The 17,802-nt window shown below is 68.2% G+C and carries 20 protein-coding genes; 11 read left to right on the forward strand and 9 right to left on the reverse strand.

The genetic code is table 11. The features are described 5' to 3' along the window. The first annotated feature begins 41 nt into the window (after window positions 1-41). The 3 genes from glgB to ACQCX5_RS02150 all read left to right on the forward strand — a co-directional run bounded on the left by glgB (window position 42) and on the right by ACQCX5_RS02150 (window position 3,928). Window positions 42-1,976 carry a 1,4-alpha-glucan branching protein GlgB gene (gene glgB / locus ACQCX5_RS02140; RefSeq protein ID WP_434540336.1) on the forward strand — a complete coding sequence of 645 codons (1,935 nt, stop codon included), beginning with the start codon at window positions 42-44 and terminating at the stop codon, window positions 1,974-1,976. Then, complete coding sequence (locus tag ACQCX5_RS02145) at window positions 1,969-2,748, forward strand: NUDIX hydrolase (RefSeq protein ID WP_434540337.1); 780 nt, start codon at window positions 1,969-1,971, stop codon at window positions 2,746-2,748. The genes glgB and ACQCX5_RS02145 overlap by 8 nt, the downstream gene beginning before the upstream one ends. A gap of 67 nt (window positions 2,749-2,815) precedes the next feature. Next, window positions 2,816-3,928: an NAD(P)-binding domain-containing protein gene (locus ACQCX5_RS02150; protein ID WP_434540338.1), complete on the forward strand. Its 1,113-nt coding sequence runs from the start codon at window positions 2,816-2,818 to the stop codon at window positions 3,926-3,928. Here ACQCX5_RS02150 and ACQCX5_RS02155 read toward each other — a convergent pair. Continuing rightward, window positions 3,906-4,880 carry a co-chaperone YbbN gene (locus ACQCX5_RS02155; RefSeq protein WP_434540339.1) on the reverse strand — a complete coding sequence of 325 codons (975 nt, stop codon included), beginning with the start codon at window positions 4,878-4,880 and terminating at the stop codon, window positions 3,906-3,908. The genes ACQCX5_RS02150 and ACQCX5_RS02155 overlap by 23 nt on opposite strands. A 100-nt stretch (window positions 4,881-4,980) precedes the next feature. Between ACQCX5_RS02155 and pgm the strand changes: the two genes are divergently transcribed. Next, window positions 4,981-6,609, forward strand: coding sequence for a phosphoglucomutase (alpha-D-glucose-1,6-bisphosphate-dependent) (pgm, locus tag ACQCX5_RS02160; protein WP_434540340.1), 1,629 nt, complete (start codon window positions 4,981-4,983; stop codon window positions 6,607-6,609). 40 nt (window positions 6,610-6,649) lie between these two features. Next, a complete protein-coding gene (locus tag ACQCX5_RS02165; RefSeq protein ID WP_434540341.1) occupies window positions 6,650-7,168 on the forward strand; it encodes a ferritin in 519 nt (172 codons plus the stop codon). A 22-nt stretch (window positions 7,169-7,190) separates the two neighbouring features. Here ACQCX5_RS02165 and ACQCX5_RS02170 read toward each other — a convergent pair whose 3' ends face one another. Next, window positions 7,191-7,742: a PH domain-containing protein gene (locus ACQCX5_RS02170; protein ID WP_434540342.1), complete on the reverse strand. Its 552-nt coding sequence runs from the start codon at window positions 7,740-7,742 to the stop codon at window positions 7,191-7,193. 5 nt (window positions 7,743-7,747) lie between these two features. Next, on the reverse strand, window positions 7,748-7,894 hold the full coding sequence (locus ACQCX5_RS02175) for a hypothetical protein (RefSeq protein WP_434540343.1): 147 nt from the start codon (window positions 7,892-7,894) through the stop codon (window positions 7,748-7,750). 167 nt (window positions 7,895-8,061) lie between these two features. Between ACQCX5_RS02175 and ACQCX5_RS02180 the strand changes: the two genes are divergently transcribed. The 3 genes from ACQCX5_RS02180 to ACQCX5_RS02190 all read left to right on the forward strand — a co-directional run bounded on the left by ACQCX5_RS02180 (window position 8,062) and on the right by ACQCX5_RS02190 (window position 11,147). Then, complete coding sequence (locus ACQCX5_RS02180) at window positions 8,062-9,309, forward strand: amidohydrolase (RefSeq protein WP_434540344.1); 1,248 nt, start codon at window positions 8,062-8,064, stop codon at window positions 9,307-9,309. A 77-nt stretch (window positions 9,310-9,386) separates the two neighbouring features. Then, entirely contained in the window at window positions 9,387-9,827 is a 441-nt protein-coding gene (gene mce, locus ACQCX5_RS02185) for a methylmalonyl-CoA epimerase (protein ID WP_434540345.1), read from the forward strand. A gap of 87 nt (window positions 9,828-9,914) precedes the next feature. Continuing rightward, the gene (locus ACQCX5_RS02190) at window positions 9,915-11,147 is read left to right on the forward strand and encodes a DivIVA domain-containing protein (RefSeq protein ID WP_434540346.1); all 1,233 of its coding nucleotides are present in this window, start codon (window positions 9,915-9,917) and stop codon (window positions 11,145-11,147) included. Between the two features lie 10 nt (window positions 11,148-11,157). Here ACQCX5_RS02190 and nucS read toward each other — a convergent pair whose 3' ends face one another. After that, window positions 11,158-11,868, reverse strand: a complete 711-nt coding sequence (gene nucS, locus ACQCX5_RS02195) for an endonuclease NucS (RefSeq protein ID WP_434540347.1) — start codon at window positions 11,866-11,868, stop codon at window positions 11,158-11,160. Between the two features lie 54 nt (window positions 11,869-11,922). Here nucS and ACQCX5_RS02200 point away from each other — a divergent pair, with 54 nt between their 5' ends. Both ACQCX5_RS02200 and ACQCX5_RS02205 read left to right on the forward strand, forming a co-directional pair. Next, window positions 11,923-12,198 carry a hypothetical protein gene (locus tag ACQCX5_RS02200; protein ID WP_434540348.1) on the forward strand — a complete coding sequence of 92 codons (276 nt, stop codon included), beginning with the start codon at window positions 11,923-11,925 and terminating at the stop codon, window positions 12,196-12,198. A gap of 4 nt (window positions 12,199-12,202) precedes the next feature. Beyond that, on the forward strand, window positions 12,203-13,009 hold the full coding sequence (locus ACQCX5_RS02205) for an alpha/beta fold hydrolase (RefSeq protein ID WP_434540349.1): 807 nt from the start codon (window positions 12,203-12,205) through the stop codon (window positions 13,007-13,009). A 23-nt stretch (window positions 13,010-13,032) separates the two neighbouring features. On the opposite strand, the gene ACQCX5_RS02210 is transcribed toward ACQCX5_RS02205, so the two are convergent. After that, window positions 13,033-13,689, reverse strand: coding sequence for a peptidylprolyl isomerase (locus tag ACQCX5_RS02210; protein ID WP_434540350.1), 657 nt, complete (start codon window positions 13,687-13,689; stop codon window positions 13,033-13,035). 84 nt (window positions 13,690-13,773) lie between these two features. Here ACQCX5_RS02210 and ACQCX5_RS02215 point away from each other — a divergent pair, with 84 nt between their 5' ends. Next, window positions 13,774-14,400 (forward strand): cob(I)yrinic acid a,c-diamide adenosyltransferase, encoded by a 627-nt coding sequence (locus ACQCX5_RS02215; protein WP_434540351.1) that lies wholly within the window; start codon window positions 13,774-13,776, stop codon window positions 14,398-14,400. 18 nt (window positions 14,401-14,418) lie between these two features. On the opposite strand, the gene ACQCX5_RS02220 is transcribed toward ACQCX5_RS02215, so the two are convergent. From ACQCX5_RS02220 to ACQCX5_RS02235, 4 genes are all read right to left on the reverse strand, one after another. Beyond that, a complete protein-coding gene (locus ACQCX5_RS02220; protein WP_434540352.1) occupies window positions 14,419-14,880 on the reverse strand; it encodes a DUF2550 domain-containing protein in 462 nt (153 codons plus the stop codon). A 128-nt stretch (window positions 14,881-15,008) separates the two neighbouring features. Further along, complete coding sequence (locus ACQCX5_RS02225; RefSeq protein ID WP_434540353.1) at window positions 15,009-15,416, reverse strand: F0F1 ATP synthase subunit epsilon; 408 nt, start codon at window positions 15,414-15,416, stop codon at window positions 15,009-15,011. Window positions 15,417-15,418: 2 nt separating this feature from the next. Beyond that, window positions 15,419-16,873 carry a F0F1 ATP synthase subunit beta gene (gene atpD / locus ACQCX5_RS02230; RefSeq protein ID WP_434540354.1) on the reverse strand — a complete coding sequence of 485 codons (1,455 nt, stop codon included), beginning with the start codon at window positions 16,871-16,873 and terminating at the stop codon, window positions 15,419-15,421. 29 nt (window positions 16,874-16,902) lie between these two features. Continuing rightward, complete coding sequence (locus tag ACQCX5_RS02235) at window positions 16,903-17,802, reverse strand: F0F1 ATP synthase subunit gamma (protein ID WP_434540355.1); 900 nt, start codon at window positions 17,800-17,802, stop codon at window positions 16,903-16,905.

The raw sequence follows: 17,802 nt of genomic DNA on the forward strand, positions 1-17,802 counted from the left end.
GTTTCGGGTGATCAGCGTCTGTCCGCAGGAAGGCAAGGAACATGGCATTCGACTTTCACGGTGACCTGCGTGGGTGGGACCTCGAAGGGTTCCACCAGGGTGGTGACACCGAGCTGTGGAAGCGGCTGGGCGCGCACCGGGTGACCATCCAGGATGACGAGCGCGGCTCGGTCGACGGGGTCCGGTTCACCGTGTGGGCGCCCAACGCCCGCCAGGTGCAGGTGGTCGGCGACTTCAACTGGTGGACCGGTGACGAGATGTCCCTGATCCCCGGGTCAGGGGTCTGGGGTCGGTTCATCGAAGGCTTGGACGACGGCACCCTGTACAAGTTCCGCATCGAGACGGCCGACGGCCGCTGGATCGAGAAGACCGATCCCATGGGGCAATTCTTCGAGCAGGCCCCCAACAATGGGGGCATCGTCTACACCTCGCGCTACCTCTGGAGCGATGACGAGTGGATCGCCCGGCGCAGCACCGCGCAGGCCCATGCCGAGCCGATGAGCATCTACGAGGTGCACCTGGGTGGCTGGCGTCGTGGGTTGTCCTACCTCGAGCTGGCTGAACAACTGGTCGACTACGTGAAGTGGCAGGGTTACACCCATGTCGAACTGATGCCTGTCGCCGAGTTCCCCTTCGAGGGTTCGTGGGGCTACCAGGGCACCGGCTACTTCGCCCCCACCAGCCGGTTCGGCAAGCCCGATGACTTCCGCCACCTGGTCGACAAGCTGCACCAGGCGGGCATCGGCGTCATCCTCGACTGGGTGCCCGGCCACTTCCCCAAGGACGACTTCGCACTCGGCCGCTTCGACGGCACCGCCCTGTACGAGCATGCCGACCCCCGCCAGGGCGAGCACCAGGACTGGGGCACCTACATCTTCAACTACGGCCGCAACGAGGTGAAGAGCTTCCTCGTCTCGAACGCCCTGTACTGGATCAAGGAGTTCCACATCGACGGCCTGCGTGTCGACGCGGTCGCCTCGATGCTCTACCTGGACTACTCCCGCAACGAGGGCGAATGGGTGCCCAACCAGTACGGCGGGCGCGAGAACCTCGAGGCCATCGATTTCCTGCGCTATGTCAACAAGCACCTCTACGAGCGTGAACCCGGCATCCTGATGATCGCCGAGGAATCGACCAGCTTCCCGGGGGTCACCCGTCCGGTCGACCAGGGCGGCCTGGGCTTCGGCTTCAAGTGGAACATGGGCTGGATGAACGACTCGCTGCGCTACGTCGAGGCCGACCCGGTGCACCGTCAGTACAAGCACAACCTGATGACGTTCGCGATGGTCTATGCCTATTCCGAGAACTTCATCCTGCCGATCAGTCATGACGAGGTCGTGCACGGCAAGGGTTCGATGGTGAACAAGGTGCCCCAGGACGACTTCCGCAAGTTCGCCACCCTGCGCGCCTTCTACTCCTACATGTGGGCCTTCCCCGGCAAGAAGCTGACGTTCATGGGCAACGAGTTCGGCCAGCGCGAGGAGTTCAACGAGTCGGCCAGCCTGTCGTGGCATTACGCCGACACGCCCAACCACCACGGCCTGAAGCAGCTGTTCACCGACCTGAACCGCATCTACAAGGACGAGGCTGCGTTCTGGGAACTCGACAACGACCCCGACGGTTTCCGCTGGATCAATGCCGACGACAGTGCCGGCAACACGTTCAGCTGGCTGAGGCGTTCGCGCAGCGGCGAGCTGATCGCCTGCCTGTTCAACTTCTCGCCCAACCCGCACAACGAGCACACGGTGGCGCTGCCCCGCGAGGGCACCTGGACCGAGATCCTCAACACCGACTCCGCGGCCTACGACGGCACCGGGCAGTTCGGCAACTACGGACGCGTCATCGCCACGGCCACCCACGGCGGTGACGGCGCCGCACTCGCCCAGGTCTGCCTGCCCCCGCTGGGGGCGGTCTGGCTCAAGTGGGACCCCGCCGCCACAGCCACCGACCCGGGTGACGCGGGCACCGGTGCCTGAGGTCACGATCCGCATCGACGTCGTCGGCGACGTCGCCACGCTGCACTGGAACACCGGCATGGCCCCTGGTGACCTGGCCGCGGCCGTGGCGAGCGCCGCCGACGACGCCCTCGAACGCCCCGGCATCCGGCGTTGCGAGGCCCAGGTGCTCGAGGGCGAATGGCCCGCCCGCCGCGCACTGCAGCGGGCCGGGTTTCGACTCGAAGGGGTTCGCCGCGACGCGCACATGGTCGACGGCGTCTACTGTGACGTGCTCGAGTACGCACGCCTCGATTCCGACGACGCGTATGGCCCCGGTGCGTTCAGCGCGGTGATGAACACGGTGCTGCCCACCAAACGGGTGATCTCGCACGTCGTGTTCACCGACGCCCAGCACCGCGTGCTGCTGCTGCAGACGACCTACAAGCGCGACTATGAATTGCCCGGTGGGGTCGTCGAACCGGGCGAGCCACCCCGCGACGGCGCCCAGCGCGAGGTGGCCGAAGAGATCGGGTTGGTCGTCAACCTGGCCACGCCCGCGCTCGTCGACTGGATGCCGCCCCACCTCGGCTGGTCGGACGCCATCGAGTTCATCTATGACGGTGGCCACCTCGACGCGCATGCTGTGAACCTGCTGCGCCTCGACCCCGGCGAGGTCGTCCGGGCGCACTGGCTGGGCGCCGACGCACTGGACGGGGCGGTCTCGGAGCTGTCCGCCCGCCGCATCCGCGAGGTGTTGGCCGCGCGGGGGTCGGCCCAGGTGGTCTTCACCGAGAACGGCCACCGGCGCTGAACGTGCCGCTCACAGTGCCTGCCGGGAACATCGCCCGAGGCCAGGACGTTGAGCCGACGTGGGATACATGAACGCTCAACCAATCTGGGACTCGATCGTCCTCGGCGCCGGGCAGGCAGGGCTGTCGGCCTCGTTCCACCTGCAGCGCCGTGGCATCAACCACCTCGTGCTCGACGCCGACTCTCGGCCGGGTGGGGCGTGGCAGCACCGCTGGGACTCCCTCACCATGGCCGACGTGCACGGCGTTGCTGCGCTGCCCGATTCGCTCTCGCCCGAGCACGACCCCAGCCTCGCCCACCTGCCCGCCAACGAGGCCGTACCGGCCTATTTCGCCCGCTACGAGCGCGACCACGCCCTGCCCGTGCTGCGCCCGGTCACGGTGCACCGGGTCGAGGCCGCCGACGCCCGGCCGGACGGCCTGCTGCGGGTCGTGGGTTCGACGCCGGCCGGCGAGCAGGCCTGGCTCACGCGCACCATCGTGAATGCCACCGGCACGTGGCGCCAGCCGCACCTGCCCCATTACCCCGGCATGGACGAGTTCAGGGGCGAGCAGTTCCACACCGTCAGCTGGCCAGGGGCCGAGCACTTCCGTGGCAAGCGGACCCTGGTCGTGGGCGGGGGCGCCTCGGCGGTGCAGTTCCTGGGCGAGATCGGGCCCATCACCGATGTGCTCTGGACCACCAGGCGCCCGCCTGTGTGGCGCACGGACGAGTTCACCCCCGAAGCCGGACGAGCGGCCGTCGCACTGGTTGAGCAGCGCGTGCGCCAGGGCCTGCCCCCGCGCAGCGTGGTGTCGGTGACCGGGCTGATGCTTCGTCCGCAGGAGGAACAGGCACGTCTGCTGGGGGTCTACGACCGGCGACTGCCGATGTTCGCCCGGGTGCTGCCCGACGGGGTGGCCTGGGCCGACGGCCACATCGAACGCGTCGACGCGATCGTGTGGGCCACCGGGTTCCGGTCCGTGATCCGCCACCTCGCCCCGCTGGGCCTGCGCAGCCCGCAGGGTGGCATCCAGTTGGACGAGGCCGGCACCACAGCCCTGGCCGACCCCCGCGTGCAACTGGTGGGCTATGGGCCCTCAGCCTCGACCATCGGGGCCAACCGGGCCGGCCGTGCCGCGGCCACCGGGGTTGCGCGCAGGCTCAGGCAACCGGGGCTCAGGCAAACAGCGCCGAACTGAGCGCCCGGCGGGCCCTGGCCACCACGGGGTCACCCGCAGGCTGGGTCGCGAACAGTTCGAGCACCCGCACGCGGACCGGTTCGCGGTCGTCGCCGCGCAGGTCACGGATCAACCCGATCAGCCGGTCGAACGCCGCGGCGGTCTCGCCCTGGATCACCTCGAGGTCGGCGGCGGCGAACTGCGCCTCGACATCGTCGGGCCTGGCGGCCGCATCGGCGATGACCTTGGTGGGCACGAACTCGAGCGAGCGGGCCAGCAGTGAGGCCTGGGCCTTGCCTGCCGTCGCCTCCTGGTCATTCGGGGCCTGCGCCAGCACCTTGTCGAACTCCTCGGCCGCCGCCGCGTACTCGCCGCGTTCCATGGCGTCATAGGCCGGCGCATAGCGGGGGTCGATGGCAGGCTCGGCCTCGGCGTCGTGGGCACTGGCAGCGGGGGCCTGGGCCGGGGCCCGGTTGGTGAGGCCGTTCGCCAGGGCCACCTCGGCGACCTGGTCGAGCGCCGCGGTGATCTCGCTCGCGGGTCGGGTGCCCTGGAACAACGGGGCGGCCCGACCGGCCAGCAGCACCAGCACATACGGCACCGACGTGGCCTGCAGCGCCTCGGCCACCCGGGGTTCCGTGTCGACGTTCACCCGGCCGAGCAGCCACCGGCCCTGGTTGGCATTGGTGTGGTCGGCCAGGGTGCGGCTGACCTCGGCGCCCTGCGGGTCGCGGGGCGAATAGAGCTCGAGCACCACGGGGTAGCTGACCGACTGCTGCACGAAGTCGTTGAAGCCGGCCTCGGTGACCTCGACCACCCACGAGGCGCCGGTGGCGGCACCCCCGGCCGGCGGCGTGGCTGCCCCGTGCCCGTCGAGCAGCCCGTTGGGACTGCCGGGGTCCTGGGAGGACGACTGGAATCCGGACAGGTCGACAGCCCCACGGGAGCTGCCAGGGTTCGCGGCGTGACTCATGCCACCATTCAACCAGCACCCGCGGCTGGTAGGCGTCTCAGCGCCCGTGGCTTTGCAACCAGCGAACATCTGCCCCCGTCCCTGCTGGCAGGATGACCTCATGGCTCATGAACGCGCAGGGCAGCCAGCCCAGGAATCCGACCTCATCGACGTGGACGCGGTCCTCTCCGCCTACTACGACCTCACCCCCGACCCGGCCAACCCCGACCAGCAGGTGGTCTTCGGCACGTCCGGGCACCGCGGGTCCAGCCTCGACACGGCCTTCAACGAGGCCCACATCGCCGCAACGACGCAGGCGATCGTCGAGTACCGCGCCAGCCAGGGCGTCACCGGTCCGCTGCTGATCGCCAAGGACACCCACGCACTGTCGCTGCCGGCCTGGAAGACCGCGATCGAGGTGCTGCACGCCAACGGCGTCGAGACCGTCGCCGAACGTGAGGACGAGTACACCCCGACCCCGGCGCTGAGCCGGGCCATCATCCGCTACAACCGCACCAACAGCGCGCAGGCCGATGGCATCGTGGTGACCCCGTCGCACAACCCCCCGCGCGATGGCGGCTTCAAGTACAACCCGCCGAACGGCGGCCCCGCAGACACCGACGCCACCGGCTGGATTGCGTCGCGGGCCAATGAACTGCTGGGCAACCCATCGGCCATCAGGCGCACGCCCTATGAGCAGGCTGCGGCGTCGGTGAACCGCTATGACTACCGCAGCAGCTACTGCGGCGAGCTCGAGCAGGTCGTCGACATCGCCGCCATCCGCAACGCGGGTGTACGCATCGGCGCCGACCCGATGGGCGGCGCCTCGGTGCAGTACTGGCAGTACATCGCCGAGAACCTGCTGCCCTCAATGACCGTGGTGAACCCGACGGTCGACCCGACCTGGCGCTTCATGACGCTCGACACCGATGGCAAGATCCGCATGGACTGCTCCTCGCCGAACGCCATGGCCTCGCTGATCCAGCAGCGTGACAAGTACGACATCGCCACCGGCAACGACGCCGACGCCGACCGCCACGGCATCGTCACCCCCGACGCCGGGCTGATGAACCCCAACGCCTACCTGGCCGTCGCGATCCAGTACCTGTTCACCCATCGCCCGCAGTGGGCCACCGGGGCCGCCGTCGGCAAGACGCTGGTCTCGAGCTCGCTGATCGACAAGGTCGCTGCCAAGATCGGGCGCCGCCTTGTCGAGGTGCCGGTCGGGTTCAAGTGGTTCGTCCCCGGCCTGATCTCTGGCGAGATGGGCTTCGGCGGCGAGGAATCGGCGGGCGCGAGCTTCCTGCAGTTCGACGGAGGCACGTGGACGACTGACAAGGACGGGCTCATCCTCGACCTGCTGGCCTCCGAGATCATCGCCGTCACCGGCAAGACGCCGAGCCAGCTGTATGCCGAGCTCGAGCAGGAATTCGGGAAGTCCTACTACGCCCGCGTCGACTCCGATGCCAACCGTGAGCAGAAGGCAAGGCTCAAGAAGCTCTCCCCCACCGATGTCACCGCGACCGAGCTGGCCAGTGAGAAGATCACCGCCATCCTCACCGATGCGCCGGGCAACGGGGCAGCGATCGGCGGCATCAAGGTCACCACCGAGAATGCCTGGTTCGCGGCGCGCCCGTCGGGCACCGAGGACAAGTACAAGATCTACGCCGAGTCATTGAGGAGCCCTGAGCACCTGGCCGAGGTGCAGCAGCAGGCCCGCGAGGTGGTTGACGCAGCGTTGACAGCCTGAGCCCTGCATGCCACCCGGCCGGCGGCCTAGGCTGGGTGGCATGAAGATGACCAAGAAGCTTGAATCCGCGTTCGACGCCCAGGTCACACTCGAACTGCAGGCCTCGACGACCTATCGGCAGCTCGCCATCGAGGTGGACGTGCGTGACCTGCCGGGCATGGCTGCCTGGCTGCGCCACCAGGCCGACGAAGAGGTCGTGCACGCCAACAAGTTCATCGACCACATGGTCGACCGCGACATGGCCCCGAAGATCGGTGCCGTGGCCGCCCCACCGGCCAAGTTCGCCTCGGTGCTGGCGGTCTTCGAGGGCGCGCTGGAACATGAGCAGAGCGTCTCGGCAGCAATCCGCGACCTGTACCGGCTCGCCGACGAAGAGGGTGACCTGGACTCACGTCCCCTGCTGAACTGGTTCCTGGAAGAACAGATCGAAGAAGAGGCGACCGTCTCTGAGATCATCGGCCGACTCAAGCTCATCGGCGATGATGGCCCCGGGCTGCTGCGCCTCGATGCCGAACTGGGCCAGCGTCCCACCGGCACCACCGAGAACGGCGGCGCGTAAGCCCGCCGGGGCGCTTAAACCCTCAGTTGCCGTCCCGCGCATCCGGGTCGTCCTCGACCCGGCGGATGTTCGCCCGCAGGCCCGCACGCTGGATCACCCGTTGGATCGTCAGGTCGCGTTCTTCCGGGTGGCCCACGTAGCGGATCTCGCGCAGCCCCTGGTCCTGCGCGGCCGATTCGAACGTGATGTGGCCATAACCCAGCAGCCGCCCGATGAACGGCTGCAGCACCGAGATGTCGAGGATCCGGGTCATCGGCATGGTCGCCAGGTGCTGGCTCAGGATGCCGTGGACCCTGAAGACCCGCATGTTGGTGATGACGAAGCGGTCCATGAACTGCTGGTGGATGCCGATCATGCCGGCGATGAAGAAGGCCACCCCCGCCACCAGCCCGACCCAGAAGTAGGGTCCCATCAGCACCATGGCCACAAAGCACGGGATGGCGGCCGCCACCATCAGCACCGGCAACACCGAGGCCGCCCAGTGCCTGGGCACCTCGTCGATGATGTATTCGCCCTCGTCCTCGAGCAGGTGCCTGTCGACGTCAGGGGTCAGGAACCGTGCGAACAGCCGCATGCGGCTCAGCCAGCCAGTGCCCTGAACAGACGTGCGATGCCACCGAAGAAGGTCTTCACGGCCTCGGCCGACTGCTCGGGCTGGGTGAAGATGTAATAGAGCAGGAAGGCGGCGAGCAGGGCCAGCAGGACCTTCTTGATCCAGTTCGTCATGGGCGTCTCCTGGGATTCGTCCGTCGTGGGCAACTCGGTACGCGAGTGGGGAAGGTACCGCGACGGGACACTGTCCCATCCCTGCCATTGTGCCGTACCGACCCGGGCTCGGTTCCATCCATCACCGGTGTGTCGAGGGACCGCCATGCCGCACTAGGGTTGTGGTCATGACTGATTCCGCCACCTCGATCCTCTCCGGCCTGGACGCCATCCGTCCCGAACTGGAGGCCTTGTACCAGCACCTGCACGCCAACCCCGAGTTGTCGAACCAGGAGGTCAAGAGCGCCGCCCTGATGGCTGAGGGTCTGCGCGTGGCAGGGTTCGAGGTGCACGAGAACGTCGGTGACAGCACCGGCGTCGTGGGCGTGCTGCGCAATGGCGAGGGCCCCGTTGTGCTGCTGCGCGCCGACATGGACGCCCTGCCGGTCGAGGAGGCCGAGAAGGTGCCCTACCGCTCGACGGCCCGTGGCACCTGGGAGGGTCGCGACGTGCCGGTCATGCACGCCTGCGGCCACGACCACCACATGACGGCCATGACCGGCGCCGCCCGTCTGCTCGCGGCCGGCAAGGATGCCTGGCAGGGCACGGCGGTCATCGTCTTCCAGCCCGCCGAAGAGATCGTCACCGGCGCCGCCGGCATGAAGGACCAGGTCAAGCAGCTCGTCCCCCACATCGACGTGGCACTGGGCCAGCATGTCTGGCCCACCGCCCCCGGGCGGGTGCTGACCGCCGCCGGCCCGATCATGGCCAGCGTTGACGGGCTGCACGTGCGCATCACCGGTCGCGGCGGCCACGGTTCGCAGCCGCAGAACACCGTTGACCCCGTGGTGCTCGCCGCCCACATCGTCGTGCGGGTGCAGACGATCGTCTCGCGTGAGGTGGCCCCGAACCAGCTCGCCGTCATCACGGTGGGACGACTCAGCGCCGGCATGAAGGGCAACATCATCCCCGACAGCGCCGAGATCGAGTTCAACATCCGCAGCTACGACGAAGAGGTGCGCGCCCAGATGAAGCAGTCGCTGGTGCGCATCATCGACGCCGAATGCGCGGCGGCCGGTGAGCCGGCGACGGCCACCTACACCTGGCAGACCCAGTCGCCGGTGACCCACAACGACCCGGACGCCGCAGCGCGTGTCGGCGCGGCCTTCGACGCGGCGTTCGGCGACCAGCACCAGGCACTCGAGCCGGTGGCCGGCTCCGAGGACTTCGGCCAGATCCCCGATGCCTACGGCGCGCCGTACGTGTTCTGGTTCTGGGGCGGGTTCAAGGAGCACGACGAGGCCGCCGCGCGGGGCACCCTGATCACCGACGTCCCCTCGAACCATGCCCCGAACTTCATCCCCGACATGCAACCGACCATCGACGCAGGGGTCAAGGCGCTGGTCGTGGCCGCCACGCAGTGGCTGGGTCGCTGATTCAGCACCCCAGCTGAGTGCGCGCGGGTGTGCGGTGAAAGAATCAGTCACGTCGAATCGCCCGCGAAAGAGGAGCCATGGAGAACCTGTTCATCTGCATCGACCACGTCGGTCTGGCCGTCCCCGACCTGGACGAGGCCATCAAGTTCCATGAAGAGAAGTTCGGCTGGCGCCTGCTGCACCGCGAGACGAACGAGGAACAGGGCGTCGAAGAGGCCATGATCGGCACCGGCTCGCAGCTGCCCGAGAGTGCCCAGATCCAGCTGCTGGCCCCGCTCAACGAGAACTCGACCATCGCCAAGTTCCTCGACAAGAAGGGCCCGGGCATGCAGCAGCTGTGCTACCGCGTCGCCGACATTGACGCCGTCTCGGCAACGCTGCGTGAGCGTGGCCTGCGCCTGCTGTACGACGAGCCGAAGCGTGGCACGGGCGGCGCGCGCGTGAACTTCGTCCACCCCAAGGACGCCGGTGGCGTGCTGCTGGAGCTCACCGAGCCCCCGGCAGCCGCGGCCCACTGACGACTGCCACCACTGCCACGCGCTGCACTCCCGGGCTCGGGCCACCCCTGCTGCTAGCCTCGTCCATGCATGCAGAGAGGAGCCGTCATGGCCAGCGAATCCCCGCGCAGTGACCAGCGGACCACGGTCGACGACATCATCGAAGAGACCGGCGTCAACCTGTTCGACGACCGCGCCAGCGCCGCTGGCAGCTTCCCGAGCACGATGCTGGGCTACGACCGCCAGGAGGTCGACCGCTATGTGCGCGAGATCGAGAAGGAAGTCGCAACCCTCAAGCAGCTGACCCGCCACCTGCGCCGCGAGCTCATCGCCGCACAGCAGAGCGACGAGGGCCAGACCGAGTTCAGCCGGCTCGGCGCGCATGCCACAGCGATCCTCACCGCTGCCGAGGCACAGGCCTCGGACCTCGTCACCCGCGCCGGTGTCGAGGCCGAGCGGATCAAGGAGGAGGGCCGTCGGGTTGCCGCCGACCTGCGCGCCAATGCCCAGGCCGAGGCCGACGACATCCGCGTGGCCGGGCTGGCCAACCTGCGCAAGCTGCGCGGTGACCTCGACGCCGACACCGCCGCCATGCTGCAGCAGACCCGCGCCGAATCAGCGGCCCAGCTCGAGGCCGCGCGCCGCCAGGCCTCGTCCATCATCGCCGAGGCCGAGCGCGGCGCCGCCGGCATCATCGAACAGGCAGGCCTCGAGGGCGCTCGTCAGCGCCAGGCAGGCGAGCGTGAGGGTGCCGAAGCACTGGCAGCGGCGCGCACCCGGGCCGAAGAAGTGCTCACCAGCGCCCAGGCCGAGCACGCCGAAGCCAAGGACCGCGCGGCGCAACTGCTGGCCGAGGCCACCCGTCAGCAGGGCGCGGCCCACGACAACGTCGCCGCCGAAGGCGAGCGGGCACGCGAGATCCGCTCCGCGGCGCTGGTCGATGCCGAACAGATCAAGGTGACTGCCAGCCGCGATGCCGAATCGCAGATGGCTGCAGCGCACCGCCACGTGGCGATGATGAAGGACCGCCTCGAGGAGCAGTACGCCTGGCGCAAGGAACAGCTCGAGCGCGAGGTCGCCGCCCTGCTGCAGCGCAAGCAGTCGGTGATCGCCCAGATGAGCAACCTGCGCGAGCTCGCCGGCGAATCGGCCATCGACTTCCCCGACGCCGACCCGTTCACCAGCACCGTGGTGCGTCAACCCGGCGTGTTCGCCGACGTGACCGAAGAACAGTCCGCCGCCGATGCCGAACAGACCGTGATGTTCGACGCCGAGCAGGTGGGTGTCGAACCGACGATCGCGCTGCCCACCGGCGACGACACCACCCAGAAGGGCCAGTGACGCCGACTGCTCAGAACAGGCGGTCCTCGCTGTTGTCGAGGCCCCGCAGCGCGTCATAGTCGACCGTCACGCAGTCGATGCCGCGGTCGGTGGCGAGCACCCGTGCCTGGGGCTTGATCTGCTGGGCGGCGAAGACCCCCTTGACCTCGCCCATCAGCGGGTTCCGGTTCATCAGCTCGAGGTAGCGGGTGAGCTGCTCGACACCGTCAATCTCGCCGCGGCGCTTCACCTCGACCGCGACATAGGCACCATGGGGGTCGCGCAGCAGCAGGTCGACGGGCCCGATCGCGGTCTGGTATTCCCGCTGCACCAGGGTGAAGCCCTTCCCGAACGTGTCCGGGTTCTCGGCCAGCAGCGCCTGCAGGTGGGCCTCGACACCGTCCTTGCGCAGCCCCGGGTCGATGCCCAGGTCGTGGCTGGAATCATGGAAGACCTCACCGAGCGAGATCTGCAGCTTGTCGCCGGTGGCGGCCGTGACCTCCCAGACCTCGGTGACCCACGGGTCCACATCTGCGGTGGTGGCCGCCTCGTCTGCCCCGGGTTCGCGCACCGACAGCGTGCAGGGCGGGCTCATCCAGTTCAGTGGCTTGTAGGCCCGGTCGTCATTGTGGATCGAGACCGACCCGTCGGACTTCACCAGGATGAGCCTCTTGGCCATCGGCAGGTGGGCCGTGAGGCGTCCGGCATAGTCGACCTGGCACTGGGCAATCACAACTCGCACGCGGGCCAGCCTAGCGGCATGGCCCACCCGCCCCTGCTTGCTAGGGTTGCAGGCGTGGCACGACGAGTCAGCAAGCACCAGCGACCGTTTCGTCCCCTGTCGAGTGGCAGCCTCGCCGGTGCTGCGCAGAAGGCGGACGGACGCTGGATCGTGCGCACCGTGAGCGCCACCGCCGCGCAGAAGGACTACACGTGCCCGTTCTGCGGTCGCGGCGTGATGGTCGGTACTGCCCACATCGTGGCCTGGCGTGACGAGCCGGGCTTCGGCCAGCAGCGGGCGGTCGATGGACGTCGGCACTTTCACACCGCCTGCTTCAACCGGATGCCGTGACCCGATGACCACCCTGAATTACCAGCAGGTCGGCGATGGTGCCCGTCCCATGGTCTTTTTGCACGGCCTGTTCGGGCAGGGCAAGAACTTCGGCATCATCGCCAAGGCGCTCGTCGAACGCCACCCCGACCTGCGCTGCGCGCTGGTCGACCTGCCGAACCACGGCCGCTCGCCGTGGACCGATTCCATCGACTATGTCGACATGGCGGCTCAGGTCGCCGCCTTCATCGGCGACTGGGCGGGTGGACGACCCGTGGTGCTGCTGGGCCATTCCATGGGAGGGCGTACCGCCATGCAGGTGGCCCTGCGGCACCCGGAACTCGTCGAGCGGCTGGTCGTGGCCGACATCTCCCCCGTGCAGGGTGACACGTCCAGCTCGGTCTTCGCCGACCTCATCCGGGGCCTGCGCCACCTCGACCTGGGCACGCTCAGCTCTCGCGCGCAGGCCGACGAGGTGGTCGCGCCGTACATCCCCAACACCACGATCCGCAATTTCCTGCTCACCAACCTGCGGCGCACCGAGGATGGCTGGGCCTGGCTGTGCAACCTCGACCTGATCGAGCGCGACCTGGATGCGGTGGCCGACTGGCCCGAGCCGGGGCCGGGTGCCCAGTTCACCGGGCCTGTGCTGTGGATCGGCGGCAATCTGTCGAACTACATCCGGCCCGAGTATGCGCCGGTCATGAAGGGCTACTTCCCGAGCACCCAGCTGGTGCGCATCAAGGACGCCGGCCACTGGGTGCATTCCCAGCAGCCGAGGATCTTCACGAGCCTGGTGCACGAGTTCCTGCAGCAGCCGTCGGTGGGCTGACCTGCAGCGCCAGGCCACCCCGCTCAGCCCAGCACCACCTTGCGGATGCCCGCGTCGGCGATCGGGCTCACCCCGTTGGTGGCATCGACGCCCTGGCTGGCGATCTTGCCGATGGTCACCAGCGAGGCCTCATCGATCGTGCCCAGCACGGTGTAGTCGGCCGCCAGCGACGAGTCCGACCAGACGATGAAGAATTGCGAGCCATTGGTGTCCTTGCCCCGGTTCGCCATGGCGACGGTGCCGCGGGTGTACTTCTCGGTGCCCTTCAGCTCGTCGGCATAGGCATAGCCGGGGCCGCCCGTCCCCGAAGCCGTCGGGTCACCGCACTGCAGGATGAAGATGCCGCTGTCGACCAGCCGGTGGCACTTGGTGTCGTCATAGAACCCCTGCTCGGCCAGCGACTGGAAGCTGTTGATGGCGCACGGTGCATTCTCACGCGGCATCGTGATGGTGACCGTGCCGGCAGCCATCTCGAGCGTGGCCGTCAGGGTGCCGGTGTTGGGTGCCTGCTCGTCGGGCAGGTCAACCGGACGCGCCGCGCCGCCCGAGGCCGGGTACGAGCACGTGGCCGTCGGCCCGGTCGGGACCACCTCAGTGGCACCGAGCCGGCTGCAGGCACCGAACGAGGCGATGAGGACGAGCGCAGTGGCGACGGCGAGTGGGCGACGAAGGCGGGACATGCGGACCAGTCTTGCATGCACGGCGCAGCCGTCCGGGCCCGGACACCCCGCACGGGCGCGCAGCGGGCGGCGTAGGCTCATGTCATGGTCCACCTGACGCGCATCTACACCCGCACCGGCGACCGGGGCGAGACCCGACTGAGCGACAACTCCATCACCCGCAAGACCGACATCCGCGTACAGGCCTACGGTGCCGTCGACGAGGCGAACTCCACCATCGGGCTGGCGCTGGCCAGTGGCGACCTGCCCGAATCCGTCGTGGCCGTACTGACCGTGGTGCAGCACGAACTCTTCGACCTGGGCGCCGACCTGTCCACCCCGCTGGTGAGTGACCCCGAATGGGAGCCCCTGCGCATCCTGCAGTCGTCCATCGACCGCCTGGAACGCTGGTGTGACGAGTTCGGCGACCCCCTGCCGAACCTGCGCTCGTTCATCCTGCCGACCGGCACGACGCCGGGCGGTGCCCAGCTGCAGGTGGCGCGTGCGATCGTCCGGCGGGCTGAGCGCACCGCGTGGCAGGCAGCGGACGAGCACGGGCTCGACAACCCCGGGACGAAGGACGAACCCGGCGGCCTCAGTTCGCTCGCGATCATGTACCTCAACAGGCTCTCGGACCTGCTGTTCATCCTGGCCAGGTCGGTGACCACCGAAGCGGGCACGAAGACCGAGGCCGAGACGCTCTGGGTGCCGGGCGGCCAGCGGGAAGCCTGACCCCCCACCGGGCGGGCATCAGTCGAGGCCGGGGCCACGCATGCCCACCCCGGGCGCCGAGGCCTCGAGCCAGCTCATCAGTCCGGTGACCGAGGCAGGCGTCATCGCCAGCTCGAACGTGCCCTGTTCGCCCGAGCGGGTGATCCCGTCGAGCAGCACCACCTGGTGGTCGGTGAACAACACGGTCATCTCGTCGTGGCTGGGTGGTCGTTGCCCCGACCAGGTGGTCTGGCGCCGGTCAAGCATCAACCGCGGCCCCAGGTCGAGCGAGAAGACCCGGTACCAGAGCAGCCGGTTGCCGTCGTAGCGTGCCATGCCGAGCTGCCAGTGCGGACGATGGCCGTGGCTGCGCAGCGCACAATCAAAAACGCCGCCGCGGCTCGAGAGCCAGCGGCGACGGACGAACATCCAGACGAGGAAGAGCAGACAGGCAGCGACCACCACGGCCACGAGCACCTCGATGATCACCACCCACTCCATGGATGAAAGCTACACGGTCAACGGGTGGGTCCCCGCACCCGGTCCAGCATTCGTGATCCAACTGGTGCACAACACGCAAATGCCGCCCTTCCCGAAGGAAGGGCGGCGATTCACGTAGTCAGCGGCGGTCAGGCCTTGTTCACCTTGGCCAGTGCCTTCAGCTGGGCCTGGATCAGGTGGTAGCGGTGGATGTCGTCCTCGGTCGCGTCACCCGCGTCGACGACCGGCAGCAGCTTGTCGAGTTCGCGCTGGGCCGCATCACCCGAGATCTCGGTCACGTTGGTGGCCATCTCGGTGAGGATCGAGACCCGGTTGCCGTTGACGGCGACGAAGCCACCGTCGATGGCGATGATCTCGCGACGACCGTCCGAGGTCACGATCTCGACAGGGTGTGCCACCAGGCCGGCGAGGAAGTCCTCGTGGCGCGGCAGGATGCCCTTGTCGCCCTCGGTGGTGCGCACGATGACGTTGACCGAGGGACCCTCCCAGACCAGCCGGGTGGCCGAGACGACCTCGACCTGCAGGGGTTCAGCCATGATCACTGCTCCTTCTGGAGCTTGTCCCAGTTCTCGAACACCATGTCCATGCCGCCGACGTTGAAGAAGGCCTGCTCGGCGATGTGGTCGACCTCGCCGTCACAGATCATCCGGAAGCCCTCGATCGCGTCGGGCAGCGACACGAACGAACCGGGCACACCGGTGAACTTCTCGGCGGTGTAGGTGTTCTGCGACAGGAACTGCTGGATGCGCCGGGCGCGGTTGACGATGATCTTGTCTTCCTCGCTGAGCTCGTCGACACCCAGGATGGCGATGATGTCCTGCAGTTCCTTGTTGCGCTGCAGGATCTGCTTCACCCGGGTCGCCACGTCGTAGTGCTCCTGGCCCACGTACTGCGGGTCGAGGATGCGGCTGGTCGAGGTCAGCGGGTCCACCGCCGGGTACAGACCACGCGAGGCGATCGCACGCGACAGCTCGGTGGTGGCGTCCAGGTGGGCGAAGGTCGTCGCCGGGGCCGGGTCGGTGTAGTCGTCCGCGGGCACGTAGATGGCCTGCAGCGAGGTGATCGAGTGGCCGCGGGTCGAGGTGATCCGCTCCTGCAGCTGGCCCATCTCGTCCGCCAGGTTGGGCTGGTAGCCCACGGCCGACGGCATGCGGCCCAGCAGGGTCGACACCTCGGAACCGGCCTGGGTGAAGCGGAAGATGTTGTCGATGAACAGCAGCACGTCCTGGTTCTGGACGTCGCGGAAGTACTCGGCCATGGTCAGTGCCGACAGGGCGACGCGCAGACGGGTGCCCGGCGGCTCGTCCATCTGGCCGAAGACCAGGGCGGTGTCCTTGAACACACCGGCCTCGTCCATCTCGAAGATGAGGTCGTTGCCCTCACGGGTGCGCTCGCCCACACCGGCGAACACCGAGGTGCCACCGAAGTTGTTGGCGATGCGGAAGATCATCTCCTGGATGAGCACGGTCTTGCCCACACCGGCGCCGCCGAACAGGCCGATCTTGCCGCCCTTCACGTACGGGGTCAGCAGGTCGAGCACCTTGATGCCGGTCTCGAGCATCTCGGTCTTGGGCTCGAGTTCGTCGAACGACGGGGGCTTGCGGTGGATCGGCCAGCGCTCGCTCACCTGGAACTCCGAGGCATCCTGGTTGAGGCACTCGCCGGTCACGTTCCACACGCGGCCCTTGGTCACGTCGCCCACGGGCACGGTGATGGGGGCACCGGTGTCGCGCACCTCGGCCCCACGGCGCATGCCGTCGGTGGGCTTCAGCGCGATGGCGCGCACCAGGTTGTCGCCGACGTGCAGGGCGACCTCGAGGGTGATGGTGTGCTTCTCGCCCATCACCTCGGTCTCGACGGTGAGCGCGTTCAGGATGTCGGGCATCTGGTCGGCGGGGAATTCCACGTCGACAACGGCGCCGATGACTCGGGCGACGCGCCCGATGCCCGCAGTCGGAGCGGCCTGATCGGCACTGAACTCAGTGGCAGTCATGTTTTCAACTCTCTCTTGTTCGCTGCCGCTCAGGCAGATTGGGTCAGCGCGTCGGCGCCACCGACGATCTCGGTGATTTCCTGGGTGATCTGGGCCTGGCGAGCCTGGTTCTCGTCGCGGGTCAGCGACTCGATCAGCTGCTGGGCGTTGTCGGTGGCCGACTTCATCGCCCGCTGGCGGCTCGCCAGCTCGGATGCCGCGGCCTGCAGCAGCGCGTAGTAGACGCGGTTCGAGACGTACAGCGGCAGCAGCTGGTCGAGCACCGTCTGCGGGTCAGGCTCCATCGTGTAATGGGGCACGATCTCGCCCTCACCCAGCGGGTGCACACCCTCGACGATCTCGATCGGCAGCAGGCGACGCACCACAGGAGTCTGCACCAGCATCGACTGGAAGCGCGTGCCCACCAGGTGCAGTTCGTCGACGCCGCCCTCGTCGGTGGGCTGCAGGAACTTCTGCAGCAGCACATCGGCGATTGCCTTGGCATCGGTGTACTGGGGCGACTCCGAGAAGCCGAACCAGCTCTGTGCCACCGGGCGCGAGCGGAACGTGTAGTACTGCAGCGCCTTGCGACCGGCGACGTAGAGCTCGACCTCACGGCCCTGCTCGGTCAACAGCTGCACCAACTGCTCGGCCTGCTTGATCACGGACGAGGAGTAGGCGCCGGCCAGGCCGCGGTCGCTGGTGATCACCAGGACCGCAGCCCGCGTCGGGTTTTCCACGGCGGTCGTCAGCGGATGCTCGGCGTGGGAGTAGGTGGCCACGGCCGACAGCGCCCGCAACAGTTCCCGCGAATAGGGAACCGCCGCGTTGGCAGCATTCTGGGCCTTCAGGATCCGCGACGACGCCACGAGCTCCATGGCCCTGGTGATCTTCTTCGTCGCCTGGACCGACCGCCTCCGCTGCCGGATTTCACGCAGACTGGACGCCAT

Origin of the sequence: Aestuariimicrobium sp. G57 (genome assembly GCF_050110855.1) — a bacterium.
GTDB lineage: Bacteria > Actinomycetota > Actinomycetes > Propionibacteriales > Propionibacteriaceae > Aestuariimicrobium.